This is a genomic window from Candidatus Nucleicultrix amoebiphila FS5 (assembly GCF_002117145.1).
GTDB lineage: Bacteria > Pseudomonadota > Alphaproteobacteria > Caedimonadales > Nucleicultricaceae > Nucleicultrix > Nucleicultrix amoebiphila.
The window spans coordinates 1,623,129-1,637,500 of the sequence record NZ_CP008743.1 but is presented as its reverse complement, the minus strand read 5'-3'; the positions used below and the strand labels follow the sequence as shown (position 1 = coordinate 1,637,500).

Sequence of the window (14,372 nt, the reverse complement as noted above, 5' to 3'; positions counted from 1 at the left end):
AATTGGGCAAAAAATCACTCCTTACATCCTTTAATTATTGAATATTTAACTAAAAATCCAACCCATCTTCATTCGCTGCCCAATAATAATCAGCAACCTTTTTCAACTCCCCGCACCTGGAACATCCTCAGCGATGCTTTCAGTAACTTTCACTTCAGAGGAGCTTTTGATGATTTTAGAATCCTTTGTTTTGGAACGCTCAGCCCAGAGCATGCTATAACCTTTATAGAATTTGCCAAGGACCGCTTAGAAGAATGCAGTGTTCAAGCGCTTTTTGAAGAGCGAATAACCTGGCAAGAAGTGGAACACAAAGATATGTATTTGAATTTTTTAATTGCCAGCATCAAAAATATTTTAAAGACCTATTTGCCTATTAATGCTGAAGATTTAACGGAAGATCAGACAAAAATTCTGAGTAATTCCGCTGACGCTTTAGAAAAATTGGCAGAAATTCGGCCCGATCTTGCTGAAAAAATTATTAAGGGAGATTACCCTCAAGAAATGCCTGCTTGGTTCACCAGCCATCTTACGAAGAAAATTCCCTCTTTCAAACAAAAACCACCTCATTCTTTTTTATAAAAGAGTTTCATAGAAATAGAAAAAATAAGGGATATCTGCTTGAATAAATATCCCTTTACCTGATAATAGACTCTCATAAAATTTCCATTGGCTTAAGAGAGAAAAATGATCACTACTTCCATTAAAAATATCGTCAAGAAGAACTTTCTACTGAGCTGTCTTGGTTACTGTTATATCAATTGCAAAATTAATATTAAAACAGCTTTAGGCATCATTGGTACTGACTCTGGGACCACACATCGAACCCTTAGCACTCAACATTCTTTAAACTATATTCAATCCGTTTTTGACGACTACAAACGCTATGGAGAGGTTAATAAATTTAAGGGACTCATTGCTGAGGTCGGCCCTGGAGATAACGTTGGCGTGGCCCTTTTGATGCTCCAAGATGGCGCGCAGAGAATAGACCTCGCCGATAAATTTTATAGTCATAGAAAAGGTCATCATCATAAAAAAATTTATCAAGCTCTTTTTAAGAATAATCCTAATCTCAAGAAAATTCTTACGGGGGGGGACCTTGAAGATGAAGAGACTTTTAAAGGAATATATCGATACTACGGTAAAGACGCTGCTGCAGAATGTTTTTTTAACACCTCGAATCATTATGATTTTATCATTTCTAGATCGGTGTTTGAACATCTCGATGATCCTATCCTCGCTCTAGACAAATGACTCAAGCTTTAAAACCTGGCGGTAAGATGCTTCATAAAGTTGATTTAAGAGATCATAAAATGTTCTCATCCTATTTTCATGAACTAAAATTTTATGAAATTCCAGATTTTATGTATGCTCTCATGACGAAAGGATCTGGGTATCCCAACCGCATATTGTTGGCAGATTATAAAAAACGTTTAACTCAAATTCCTAACATTAAAATCAAGTTTTATATCACACAGCTCGCTGGTTATGGTCCTATTGAGCCTCATGTACCCTTTGAAAAACTGCCTAAAACTGCTCTTAAAACAGCCAAAAACTTTGTGGAAGAAAAAAAGAAGAACTTTTCCTCTTCTCTCAAACATCGGACAACCGAGGATTTAATGGTTACTGGTTTTTTTATGGTCATTGAAAAACTTAAAGATCATAGAAAACCTTAGCCTTTTGAAGGTTAGGCAACTAGAGTGCTTTAATTGACAACTCATCTCCTTTAACGGAAACCTTAACGCTCTTCTCAATTTTACCTTCTAAAATCATAGAAGCGAGTTCATTTTGTAGATTTTTCTGAATAACACGCTTAAGAGGACGCGCTCCGTAAACAGGGTCATAGCCAGCCTTTCCAAGCCACGCTTGTGCTTTATCATCCACTTCAAGGGTAATACCGCGATCTTTTAAAAGTTTTTCCAAACGTCTTAATTGTATAGTGACAATTGTTTTCATATCGTTCAATTGTAGGCGATTAAATAAGAGGATATCATCCAAGCGATTTAAAAATTCAGGACGGAAAGAAGCTCTCACAATTGCCATCACTTGATCACGCACAGCCTTCGCTGGCTGACCATCGTCCAAGTTAGCCAAGATATCGCTCCCCAAATTTGACGTCAAAATAATGACGGTATTGGTGAAATTTACTGTACGTCCTTGACCATCTGTCAGACGACCATCATCCAAAACTTGCAATAAAATATTAAAAACGTCGGGATGAGCCTTTTCTACTTCATCAAAGAGAATCACTTGATAAGGTCGCCTGCGCACTGCTTCCGTTAATGCTCCGCCTTCTTCATAACCAACGTATCCTGGAGGCGCTCCAATAAGTCTAGCCACAGCATGCTTCTCCATATATTCAGACATATCAATTCGAATCATTGCTGTTTCATCGTTAAATAAAAACTCAGCAAGAGCTTTAGACAACTCTGTTTTTCCAACTCCTGTCGGTCCTAAAAACAAAAAAGAACCAATGGGCCGATTGGGATCTTGCAGTCCTGCTCTAGACCGACGTACCGCTTCAGAGAGTGCAATAATAGCAAGCTCTTGACCAACGACACGTTCTCTTAAATGCTCTTCCATATGGAGTAATTTTTCGCGCTCTCCTTCAAGCATTTTATCAACGGGAACTCCAGTCCATCGTGACACAATAGCTGCTATGTCATTTTCAGTAACTTCTTCTTTTAATAGATTTTCAGAAGTTTCTTCTTTTGTCTGGGCAACTTTTTCTTCTAAGGCTGGGATCACACTATAGCGCAACTCACCAGCTTTTGCATAATCTCCCTTTCTTTCAGCCATTTCTTGTTCTATTCGAGCTTGTTCCAACTGCTCTTTAAATTTTTGTGTTTCGTGCAGTTTGCTTTTCTCTGCCTGCCACTTTTGCGTCAACTCAGCAGAATTTTTTTCTAAGCCTGATAACTCTTGCTCAAGAGAAACAAGGCGCTTTTTAGACTCAGCATCATTTTCTCTTTTCAGAGCTTCACGTTCAATTTTTAACTGGATAATCTTACGATCAAGTTCATCGATTTCCTCGGGTTTGGAATCTACTTCCATACGTAAGCGACTTGCCGCTTCATCGATCAAATCGATCGCTTTATCCGGTAAAAATCGATCAGAAATATACCGGTCAGATAATGTCGCCGCGGATACGATTGCACTATCTGTAATGCGCACACCGTGATGAAGTTCATACTTATCTCGCAATCCTCTTAAAATTGAAATGGTTTCGGCCACAGAAGGTTCTGATACGAAAACAGGCTGAAAGCGTCGTGCTAATGCTGCGTCCTTTTCAATATACTGACGATACTCATTTAAAGTAGTCGCTCCAACACAATGTAACTCACCTCTAGCCAATGCAGGTTTTAACATGTTGGAAGCATCCATAGCTCCTTCAGCCTTACCCGCTCCTACCAAAGTATGAAGTTCATCAATAAAAAGAATTATCTCCCCTGCAGCATGGCTAATTTCTTGTAAAACAGCTTTTAACCGTTCTTCAAATTCACCTCTAAACTTGGCTCCAGCAATGAGAGCCCCTAAATCAAGGGAAAGAAGTTTCTTATTTTTAATGGCTTCAGGCACATCGTCATTCACAATTCTTAAAGCTAACCCTTCTGCAATGGCTGTTTTACCAACACCAGGTTCACCTATAAGAACTGGATTATTTTTTGTACGTCGCGCCAATACTTGAATAGTCCGTCTTATTTCTTCATCGCGACCAATAACAGGATCCAATTTACCCGTTCTTGCTAAAGCCGTAATATCTCGAGCATATTTTTTCAAGGCATTATAACCTTCTTCTGCGGTGGGAGAGTCAGCTTTTCTTCCTTGTCTAAGCGACTGGATCGCTGCATCAAGTTTTGCGGACACTCCACCTAACTCTTTTAAAATTTTTGCAGTTTCAGTTTGAGGCGTTTCTAAGAGAGCCTGTAACAATCGTTCAACGGTTACAAAGCTATCTCCCACTTTCTCAGCTTTTTTTTCAGCAACATCGAGGACTTTAGCAACTTCTGGGGCCATATACATTTGGCCCGCTCCCTTTCCTTCAACTTTAGGTTGTTTCTCTAAAGCTTTATCTAAAGCTTTTTGCAACTCCCATGAGTCAACACCTATCATTTGCAAAAGATCACGACATGTAGAGTCTTCATCTTGAATTATAGTAAGCAGCAGATGCTCAGGAACTAATCTTTGATGAGAGCTGCGTAAAGCAAGGCTTTGAGATTTCTGTAAAATATCTTTGGTTTTTTCCGTATATTTTTCCAAATTCATTGTCACACCTTACTTCTCTTTGATTGAAAATACTCCAGTTCTTAGAATACCACTTAAATCCTGACACCACTCTAGGACTTTAAATCCCTCTGAAGTAAAAATCTTCTCTACATCATTATGTTGATTTTGACCAATTTCTAGGATTGCAATTCCATCAGGTTTTAAAAGCTTCTTAACTTTCCCCCCTAAGACTCTATAACACTCCAAACCATCATCCCCACCATCAAGAGCCAAATGAGGTTCATAGTTCTTTACATCGTCATCCAACCGAGCAATATCTGCTTTCATGATATATGGGGGATTACTTACGATAATATCAAATTCCCCCTTTAATCCCAAGCCCCAATCACTCAATATAAATTCAGATCTTTCATGCAAATTTAAGTTACGCGCATTTTCTTCAGCCACTTTAAGTGCAAGAGGAATAATATCAACACCGATGCCTTTAGCCTTAAGATACTCATGTAGAGTTGACAACAGAAGACATCCACTCCCTGTTCCTAGGTCTAAAACTGTGTAAGGAAAATTTTTATCCGGACGATACTTCAGAAGAGCTTCAAGAATAATTTCAGTTTCCGGCCTTGGATCCAAAGTATCTTGCGTTACTTTAAAAGGTAGACTCCAGAATTCCTTCTGACCTAGGATTTTAGCGATTGGTTCTTTAAGAAAGCGCCTATCAATTAACTGTTGGAATTCATTAATTTGTTCAATACTCAAGGTCACATGGGGGTTTAGCACAATATAGCTCACATCACAGTGAAGAGTATGAGCCAGCAACAACCTAGCATCCAATCTTGCAGAAATAATTCCAGATTGGATTAATTTGCCTACACCGGCTATCAAAGCTTCATGTAGAATCATGGGATATTTAATCTAAATCTAACAATTTTGAAGCCTGGTCTTCAGCAATTAATGGTTCAATCAATTCATCCAAGGCATTGCCATCAAGAACAAGTGCAAGTTTATAAATTGTTAAACCAATTCGATGGTCAGTGACTCTGCCCTGAGGATAGTTATAGGTCCGAATACGCTCGGAACGATCTCCGGAACCAATTTGGCCCTTTCTAGCTGACGCTCTTGCAAGCTCTTGCTTTTGTCGTTCAAGATCATAAAGACGTGCTCTTAAAATTTTCAGAGCTTTTGCTTTGTTCTTGTGTTGAGATTTTTCATCTTGCTGCTGCACCACAACACCCGTTGGGATATGTGTAATACGCACAGCACTATCCGTTGTATTCACTGACTGTCCACCTGGACCACTTGAACGAAATACGTCGATACGTAAATCTTTTTCTTCAATATGAATATCAACCTCTTCAGCTTCAGGAAGTACAGCGACTGTTGCCGCCGAAGTATGAATTCGACCTGAAGCTTCAGTTGCAGGAACGCGTTGCACACGATGAACGCCTGACTCAAATTTTAACCGAGAAAACACTCCTCGTCCAGAAATCGTAACGCTTGCTTCTTTAATACCGCCTAAGCCAGTATCACTATGCTCCATAATTTCAAATCGCCAACCATGAATTTCAGCATAGCGTTGATACATCCTAAGAAGATTAGCAGCGAAAAGCGCCGCTTCTTCGCCTCCAGTACCTGCACGAATTTCTAAAATAGCATTTCGTTCATCGTCCTTATCCTTAGGGAGGAGAAGTATTTTAATTCTTTTTTCCAAATCAGGGATTTTATCTTTTACAGAAACATATTCTGATTCTGCAATCTTTCGCAGTTCAGGATCAGCCTGACTATCGTCTAACATGCTTTTTAGATCTTGAAATTCTTTTTGGGTTTTGCGTAATTCGGTTATCGCATCAGAAACATCTTTTAAATCGGAATACTCTTTAGAGAGTCGACCATAATCTTGATTATCTGAAAAGCTTCCTTGTGCTAGCAAATCTCTCAGTTCATAAAAACGAGCCGTGACTTGGTCTAGCTTTTTATCAAAACTCATTATAACACCCTTTTATGACAGCAAATGTTGTTTAAGCTCAGTGAACATCTGCTCATGAGGTACGGTTTTTTGTTCGCCCTTTTTCAGGTCACGCAGTGTAACGGAGTTGTTTTTAATTTCTTCATCTCCAATAATAATCGCAATACTCGCTTTGATTTTATCGGCACGTTTAAAACGCTTTTGAACAGAACCAGTATAGAGCATATCCACTGAAACCATAGAATTTCTTAATTCTTGTGCTAACTTAAACGCTTTCACTTCTGCTGCAGCACCAAGAGGAATGATCGCTACAATTGGTTTTTGCTCAAAATCAAACTGCGAAATAAGAGCTAATCGTTCAATACCTGCAGCCCATCCAATACCAGGTATCTCAGGACCATTCATAGATTTTACGAGTCCATCATAACGACCGCCACCCAAAACTTCTCCTTGAGAGCCTAATTCATCCGTACGAAACACAAAAGCCGTATGACAATAATAGTCAAGGCCACGAACTAACCGAGAGTCAATGTTGTAAGCAATCTCAAGACTATCAAGATTCTGTTGAACTTGAGCAAAAAAATCTTCAGCATAGGATGTTAGATATTGTGTATAGACAGGCGCATGAGCAATAATTTTTTTATCATTATGATCTTTAGAGTCAAGAATTCTCAAAGGATTTTTAACAAGACGCGTTTTGCTCTCTACAGAAAGATCCTTTTCATGATCTTTGAGATATTCAACTAAAACTTTCCTATATTGGGAACGACTTTCCGTATCCCCCAAACTGTTGATATAAAGTTTCGTCTTATCAAGGATATTCAACGCTCGTAAAATTTGCACTGCAGTAGCAATAGATTCGACATCACCAGCAGGTTCTGAAACACCAAAAAGTTCTATACCAATCTGATGAAATTGACGCTGACGACCCTTTTGAGGACGATCATAACGAAACATTGGTCCATGGTAGAAAAAACGTAGAGGCAATTGTTGTGTGAGACCATTAGAAATAAGCGCACGTACAATAGCCGCTGTTCCTTCGGGACGCAAAGTAATAGATTCACCTCCCCTGTCTTCAAAAGTATAAGTTTCTTTACTAACCACATCACTGGTTTCCCCCAGACGATGAAAGACACTTGTAAATTCGAAAATTGGCGTAGAGATTGGTTCATAACCATAAAGCGCGCTCACATTCTGCGCTGTTTCTATGATGTGTTGATGGCGCCGGAATTCTTCAGGCAATAAATCGTGAGTTCCACGAACAGATTGAAACACAGGTAACCTCAGATAATTTACTAATGGGCGTTGATATAGGACTTTAAGGTCTCTGGCTCAAGAGAGATACGCTTTATCTCTCCTACTTTACCTAGAACTGTGCCTTCTTTACCATCAACACTTAACTTCACAGCTCCAGCATTGCCAGTTGAAAGCTTAAGCCCCAGCTTTTGAGGCAATACATAACTTTCTCCCAATCTAAAGTTCTTACGAACCAGAATTTTTCCTTCATTATCTTTGACTTCAATCCATGACTCACCAGTAAAAATCAACTGCACAGCAGGAATTTCCGGAGTCGTTGTTTGAGTATCTTTTGCTTCTATGATTTTGGATGGAGTTTCATCTTGAGATTTAGTAACAGTGTCAGCAGAGGCCGTATTTTTAACATCTGCTTCTGCTTCATCTTGATTTAACGTTTCCGGTATTTGTGTTTCATTTGAAACTATTGATTCTTCGCTATCTTCAACGGGTTGAGCGACGTTCTCATCGTTAACGGGATCACTCTCAAGAATTTCCTGTTCTGATGCATCATTTTGCGTAATGTTTCCATTAAATTTAGAGTAAGCAAGCCACCCTCCAAACCCCAAAATTACTGCCACTGTAGAAAAAATAATGATTAAATCACGAGGACTATTAGCTTCAGCAACAGGCTTTGGAAAAACCAATTTAAGTTTTAAGGGATCACCTAAAACTTCAACTTTAAACTGACTAAGAATTTGTTCTTCATCGAGATTTAAATATTTGGCATAAGAACGCACAAAACCCAAAGTATAGACACGCTCCGGTAAATGAGCACGATCTCCTTCTTCCAAGGCAGTAACATATCTTTGAGAAATCCTTAAATCAGAAGCCACTTCACTCAAGTTAACGCCCTTTTTACGACGCGCATTCTTCAAAATCGCAGAGACAGATACTGTAGTTTCTGGTTCTTGAGCAATCTCAGCTTCTTTGACAACAGCATGAACTGCAGATTTAGAGGGCTTCGCCTCATCGATGTTGTGTTGCTCCTCAAAGTCAAGTTGACGTGACTTTTTTAGATTTTTTTTCATGCCTCAGGGCCCTTTTAAATGAATTCTAGAATATTAACAATAAAATCAGATTAAGAGCAAGAATTTATTCATCAAATACTTATGTTATGGTCTATTGCATAGGAAATTAAGTTATTGCGGAAATCTTCGCGCTTTATTTTGATCAAATTCTGTACAAAATGAGAAACTTTCTTTAATTCAATGTCCTGTATCATTTTTTGGATCGCTGGCATTGAGGATGACGTCACAGATAACGAACGAAAACCAAGTGCCAACAACGCAAGAGCTTCAATTGGCTGGCTTGCCATTTCTCCACAAACGGTAATTGATTTATTACTACGTTTAACACGCTTAATTATATATTGGAGCAACTCAACAAATGACAACATCAGAGGATCAAAATGATTAATAAGATGATGATTATTTCTATCCGCTGCATAGAAAAATTGAAAAAGATCATTTGATCCAAGAGAAATAAAATCCACCTCAGACAAAAGATGGTCAAGCCTCCATACTAATGAAGGCACTTCGAGCATTACGCCCACATGAAGGCTTGCTGGCAGAAGAAAATTATTTTTTTCTGCATTTTTTAACTCAAGATCTAAAATTTTTCGAGCTTCAATCAGTTCTTTGATATCTGCAATCATAGGAAACATCACATTAAGGTTTTTACCACTTGCTGCCTTAATAAGTGCCCTTAATTGTTGTCTCAAAAGAATAGGGCGATCTAATCCAATGCGAATCGCACGCCAACCCATCATAGGATTTTCATCTTCAGGTTCACGTAAATAAGGCAAAATTTTATCACCCCCTATATCCAAGGTACGAAAGTATACGGGCTTATCTTTTGCTGCTGCTAAAATATCCCCATAAATACGTGTCTGCGTCGCCACATCCGGATAAGTTTCAGCCATCATAAAGGGGATTTCCGTTCGATAAAGACCAATCCCATCAATTGCATCATAAGAAATGTATTTTAGATCTCCCTGCAACCCTACATTAAGATGCAGCGAAATTCTCTGACCATCCTTTGTAACTGAAGACATATTAAGATTTTTTTCAATAATCTGAAATCGTCGTCTCCGAGTTTGTATGTTTTTTTCAAATGCAACAACATCCTCATCATTTGGATTCAGGATCACTTGTCCTTTATCACCATCAACAATTACCTGATCACCAGGTTCAACACGTAAAGATATTCGTGACACACGACTCACAACTGGAATATTCAAGGCTCGAGCAATAATCGATACATGAGCCGTATCTAATCCCTCTTCTAAAATAAGCCCTTGCACATTATATTTTTCGTACTCAAGCAATTCAGCTGGCCCTAAATTACGCGCGATTACAACAATACCTTGACGTCCCTCAAGATGACCATATTCCTTATCTCCAACTAAATGATGCAATAAACGATTCGTTAAATCTTCAAAATCCAAAAGCCTTTCTTTAAAATAGCTATCAGGTGATTTGCGCAACTCTTGACGAAGATTCGCTTGAAATTGTTGCACTGCTGCTTCAGCGCTTAAGCCTGTATCAATCGATTTGCGGATGCTTTTTAACCAGCCGTAGTCTTGGGCAAACATTTGATAGGCTTCTAAAATGCTCTTTTCCTCACCAAGCGCTATTAACATACTCTCGCCAATTAAATTTTTTAAAGAAGCTTGCATTCTTCGCACTGCTTTGTTAAAGCGTTTGCGCTCTTCACCTACATCGTCAGAAATCAAACGTTTAATCATCACACCTGGATGATGTGAGACAGCTTGACCAATGACTAAACCAGGATTTAATGAAATTCCTTTTAGATGTATCGAAAGGGATTCGACTCCTTCTGAGGGTAAAATTTCATTCTTTGAGATTATTTCTCCCGAAGCAATTATCTCTGCTAGAATCATGGCAATAGTCTGGAGAATCTCAACCTCTTCGTTGAAATAAAGACGCTTTACATAGCTTTGAATAGCTAAGACACCTAATACATTCCCTCCTCGACTTATAGGAACGCCAGCAAAAGAATGTAAATTTTCCTCTCCAATACCTTCAACAAAATGAAAATTCTGATACGACTGCACGTCGGAAAGAACTAATGGTCTAAAATTTTGCGCCACATCTCCCACAATCCCTTGTCCAAATTTTAGACGTGTTTGATGTATCGCCTGAGGATTAAGACCATAAGTCGCAAATAATTCTAAAACAACACCCGCTCGAAGGATATAAATAGAACAGACATCAACAGCCATTTCATTAGCGATAATCTTAACGATAGCATTCAGCTTTTCTTCTGGAGTGATGGCTGCGCCCCCCAGAATTTCTCGCAATCTTCTTAAAATGCGAGGAGAATTAGTCGCTAAGGGAAAGTTTAATAACGCGTTCATTTCCCTGTTCAATCTCTTTCTCTGTTCTTATTTTTATTATACTTAATGCTTGATTAATCAAGTCTTGAATTATTTTTTCAGTTGGCTCTTCTGCATTCACTAGCCCCACACTTTGGCCTGCCATTAATGAGCCTTCATCAACGTCACCATCTATCACAGCCCTTCTCAAGGCACCGGCCCAATAATGCTCTACTTTCATTTGAGCGTCTTTCAAAGGCAACGCACCAGCATCCACTTGTCGGATAAGTTCTCTTTGATATTCTTGAAACCGTTCAGTTCCTTTATTATTCAAAGCACGTACAGGGATCACCGGAAATCGTGAATCAATTTGCACTGATGCCACGGCATCGCGAGCTGCGGCTCTGATAAAGGCTTGTTTAAATTTTGGATGAGCTCTCGATTCTGTTGCACAGACAAAACGTGTTCCTAGCTGACATCCTGACGCACCCATCTCAAGATAAGATAACATTGCTTCTCCTCGACCTATGCCCCCCGCTACAAACACAGGAATGTCTCTAATTTCCGGCAGAATTTCCTGGGCAAGAACGGTTGTCGCCACAGGGCCAATATGGCCACCCGCTTCGTTTCCTTCAATAATTAATCCATCAATGCCCAAACGTATCAAACGCTTAGCTAGTGCCAAAGCTGGTGCAAAACAAAGCACTTTGATCTCTCCTTTTTTAAGAGATTCAATAGCTTCTTTCGTGGGCACGCCACCTGCTAGAACAACATGAGTTACACCTGTTTTAACACACACATCAATAAGTGCTAATAAATCAGGGTGCATTGTAATCAAATTCACACCGAAGGGCTTTTGCGTCAGAATTTTAGTCGCTTTAATCTCATTTTCAAGAAGCTCAGGTGTCATAGCACCACAGGCTATTACCCCAAACCCTCCAGCATTTGAAATAGCAGATACTAAGTTGCGCTCTGACACCCAAGTCATTGCTCCACCTAAAATCGCATATTTTGTCCCTAAAAGAGTTGTCCCACGTCCCCACAGGGTATTGAGATAATCTAAAGCTGTTTGCATGTTTCCTCTTATTTGATCTTCAAGTGCGTAAAATGACTTGAGAATATTAACAAAAACCTAACAAAGTGCATTTATTTGGCCCCCCCTCCTATAGCCTAGGAAGAATACAAAGGTCAAGAAACTAACCCTCTTTGTCCCATATACTTATTTTGTTAGTATGCGATAAATTACTCAGGAAACAAGATGAGCAACAAAGACAAAAAAACCTCCATTGATCCAAATGAAATTCACAAATTTGAAGCCATGGCCGATGATTGGTGGCGTCCTGATGGCATTCATAAACCTCTCCACGTTTTTGTTCCAATCCGCATAAAATATATTAAAGAAACTCTCATCAAAGAATTACATCTTCAAAGCGATTCTTTATCGCCTTTTAAAAACCTAAAAATTGCTGATGTTGGGTGTGGTGGCGGTTTGTTAAGCGAACCGCTTGCTCGATTGGGAGCACAGGTAACTGGAATCGATGGTGGTCAGAAAAATATTGAAGTAGCTCGTATGCATGCTCAAGAACAAGACCTCTCCATTACCTATCTCTGCAGTACGATTGAAGAAGTTGTGCAGCAACAATCTGCGACTTTCGATGTAATTATTGCCTCAGAAATCATTGAGCATGTTTCAGATTCTCAGTTTTTTGTTGATGCTTGCTCAAAAGCACTAAAACCTGGAGGACTCTTGATTATAAGCACTCTCAATCGAACTTTGAAGTCCTATTTTCTCGCTATTATAGGGGCCGAATATATTCTAAGGATGGTTCCCAAAGGAACACATCAATGGGAAAGATTTCTTAAACCCTCTGAGCTTCACAAAACTCTTATAAATCACAACTGCAAAATTATAGATTTAAAAGGTCTCACCTACCATCCCATTGAAAAATCTTGGAAGTTCTCCAATGAACTAAATGTTAATTATATTTTAACAGCTCAACGATTAAGTTAACCATAATAAAGTAATTTTTTAATACATTAGAAACACCTCCAAAATAAACTCCTTCTGTTTAATTAAATTATGATTATTCAACATGGAGATATACATGCGATTACGATTTTTATTTGTTATTACAGCTTTATTTTCAATCAATTGCAGTATTGTTTATGGATCAGTAACAGAAACACCACAAAAGACCGCTGACCAAAGAGATTATAAAAAAAATCCTTTACGCGCTTTATGTTTTGATGGAGGTGGTGAACGTGGTCTTCTTGAAATTCTAGCCCTTAATTTCATTCAAGAGAGCTATCTGGATAATCAAAATATCTCAGAATTTGCCGACGTTTTTTGTGGCACTTCAACTGGATCAATTCTTGCAGCAGGTCTTGCTTTAGGTCTTCCACTTTCTCAATTAGAAAAAATCTATCGTGAAGAAGGAAAAGAAATTTTCAGAATTTCGTGGGCAAAAAAGATTGAATCTATGGAAGGTGTTCGTGATGAACGTTATGATTACACTATTCTTGTCGATAAACTGAATTCCGTCGTTGGCAAAGACAAAAGACTTTCAGAGGTTGAGAAAGGTCTCGTGATTATCAGCCTTAATGTCACAACCTTAAAGCCAGCTATTTTCACATCAATGGCTGCAAAAGCAAGTCCTGAAGAAGATAAAAAACTTGTTCCATGCATTCGTGCTTCTGCTGCCGCTCCTACCTACTTTGAAGGTGTACGTGCTGATGAAGTTGAAATTTGTGTTCCTACGACTAAGCAACAAAAACTCGAAAAGCAAATGCTCTGGGACGGTGGCGTAATAAGAAATAATGGTACTTCAGTATTAGCTGGAAAAATAAGAAGACACTTCGGTATTGAAGCGTTAGAAACAGCTATGGTGGCATCTTTTGGTACAGGAAGGGATCCATCAATTGGCTTCCCCTATGATCCAACTATTGGTTTGGTAAAGATTGCAGCTCCAATTTCCAGCATTTGTATGGATGGTTCTTCAAATGCCTCCCATGCTGAAGCTTGTGATCTTTATGGTGAAGGAAACTATGTACGTTGCCAATTCACACTCACAGACAAAATTGCCCTCGATAGCGCTTCCGATGACGACATAAGAAAAATGGATGATCTTTTTAAAGCCCATGTGACTCACGAAAAGAATCGCAGACAACTTCATAGGATCGCTAAAATGCTAAAACCTGATATTGCTGACTTTGAAGTTTTTGAAAAATCTTGCTTGTAAAATTTTCTTTCAAATTAAAAAGAGGGGTCAAAAGACCTCTCTTTTAATCGTCTTTCAAAAGAATATCTAAAGAACCTGAATGTTCTAAAGCATAAAGATCGTCACAGCCTCCCACATGCGTATCACCAATAAAAATTTGGGGAATGGTTTTGCGACCACCAGATTTTTTCATCAATACTTCACGTTGTTCAAAGTCATTTGTCACATCGATTTCATCAAAAGCGATTTGCTTTTGCATAAGCAATTGTTTAGCACGCTCACAATACGGACAATATGTTGCAGTATACACAACAACTTTTTTACTCATAAGGCT

At 38.8% G+C, this 14,372-nt stretch carries 13 protein-coding genes (1 of these 13 only partly in view); 5 read left to right on the top strand and 8 right to left on the bottom strand.

The window, feature by feature from the left end; translation table 11 throughout:
- The 3 genes from GQ61_RS08070 to GQ61_RS08060 all read left to right on the top strand — a co-directional run.
- A protein-coding gene (locus GQ61_RS08070; protein ID WP_085784843.1) for an AAA family ATPase crosses the window boundary here: on the top strand, nucleotides 1-579 show its 3' portion. Its footprint begins 501 nt before the window's first position; 579 of the gene's 1,080 nt are visible here — the last part of the coding sequence; its start codon lies beyond the left edge, outside the window; the stop codon is at nucleotides 577-579.
- A gap of 105 nt (nucleotides 580-684) precedes the next feature.
- A complete protein-coding gene (locus GQ61_RS08065) occupies nucleotides 685-1,251 on the top strand; it encodes a hypothetical protein (protein ID WP_085784842.1) in 567 nt (188 codons plus the stop codon).
- A 26-nt stretch (nucleotides 1,252-1,277) separates the two neighbouring features.
- Complete coding sequence (locus GQ61_RS08060; RefSeq protein ID WP_198157326.1) at nucleotides 1,278-1,673, top strand: hypothetical protein; 396 nt, start codon at nucleotides 1,278-1,280, stop codon at nucleotides 1,671-1,673.
- A 19-nt stretch (nucleotides 1,674-1,692) separates the two neighbouring features.
- Here GQ61_RS08060 and clpB read toward each other — a convergent pair whose 3' ends face one another.
- The 7 genes from clpB to GQ61_RS08025 form a co-directional block, all read right to left on the bottom strand.
- Nucleotides 1,693-4,263, bottom strand: a complete 2,571-nt coding sequence (gene clpB / locus GQ61_RS08055) for an ATP-dependent chaperone ClpB (protein WP_085784840.1) — start codon at nucleotides 4,261-4,263, stop codon at nucleotides 1,693-1,695.
- A gap of 9 nt (nucleotides 4,264-4,272) precedes the next feature.
- Entirely contained in the window at nucleotides 4,273-5,124 is an 852-nt protein-coding gene (gene prmC, locus GQ61_RS08050) for a peptide chain release factor N(5)-glutamine methyltransferase (protein ID WP_085784839.1), read from the bottom strand.
- A gap of 7 nt (nucleotides 5,125-5,131) precedes the next feature.
- Nucleotides 5,132-6,208 (bottom strand): peptide chain release factor 1, encoded by a 1,077-nt coding sequence (gene prfA, locus GQ61_RS08045; protein WP_085784838.1) that lies wholly within the window; start codon nucleotides 6,206-6,208, stop codon nucleotides 5,132-5,134.
- Between the two features lie 12 nt (nucleotides 6,209-6,220).
- Nucleotides 6,221-7,462, bottom strand: coding sequence for a histidine--tRNA ligase (hisS, locus tag GQ61_RS08040; protein WP_085784837.1), 1,242 nt, complete (start codon nucleotides 7,460-7,462; stop codon nucleotides 6,221-6,223).
- Nucleotides 7,463-7,482: 20 nt separating this feature from the next.
- On the bottom strand, nucleotides 7,483-8,511 hold the full coding sequence (locus GQ61_RS08035; RefSeq protein WP_085784836.1) for a helix-turn-helix domain-containing protein: 1,029 nt from the start codon (nucleotides 8,509-8,511) through the stop codon (nucleotides 7,483-7,485).
- A 71-nt stretch (nucleotides 8,512-8,582) separates the two neighbouring features.
- Complete coding sequence (ptsP, locus tag GQ61_RS08030; protein ID WP_085784835.1) at nucleotides 8,583-10,862, bottom strand: phosphoenolpyruvate--protein phosphotransferase; 2,280 nt, start codon at nucleotides 10,860-10,862, stop codon at nucleotides 8,583-8,585.
- Nucleotides 10,828-11,895, bottom strand: a complete 1,068-nt coding sequence (locus GQ61_RS08025) for an NAD(P)H-dependent flavin oxidoreductase (protein WP_085784834.1) — start codon at nucleotides 11,893-11,895, stop codon at nucleotides 10,828-10,830. Before GQ61_RS08025 ends, ptsP begins: the two co-directional genes overlap by 35 nt.
- Before the next feature lie 183 nt (nucleotides 11,896-12,078).
- On the opposite strand from GQ61_RS08025, the gene ubiG reads away from it, so the two are divergent.
- Both ubiG and GQ61_RS08015 read left to right on the top strand, forming a co-directional pair.
- Nucleotides 12,079-12,831, top strand: coding sequence for a bifunctional 2-polyprenyl-6-hydroxyphenol methylase/3-demethylubiquinol 3-O-methyltransferase UbiG (ubiG, locus tag GQ61_RS08020; protein WP_085784833.1), 753 nt, complete (start codon nucleotides 12,079-12,081; stop codon nucleotides 12,829-12,831).
- 94 nt (nucleotides 12,832-12,925) lie between these two features.
- Nucleotides 12,926-14,059, top strand: coding sequence for a patatin-like phospholipase family protein (locus GQ61_RS08015; protein WP_198157325.1), 1,134 nt, complete (start codon nucleotides 12,926-12,928; stop codon nucleotides 14,057-14,059).
- Between the two features lie 43 nt (nucleotides 14,060-14,102).
- On the opposite strand, the gene grxC is transcribed toward GQ61_RS08015, so the two are convergent.
- The gene (gene grxC / locus GQ61_RS08010) at nucleotides 14,103-14,366 is read right to left on the bottom strand and encodes a glutaredoxin 3 (protein ID WP_085784831.1); all 264 of its coding nucleotides are present in this window, start codon (nucleotides 14,364-14,366) and stop codon (nucleotides 14,103-14,105) included.
- Nucleotides 14,367-14,372: the final 6 nt, after the last annotated feature.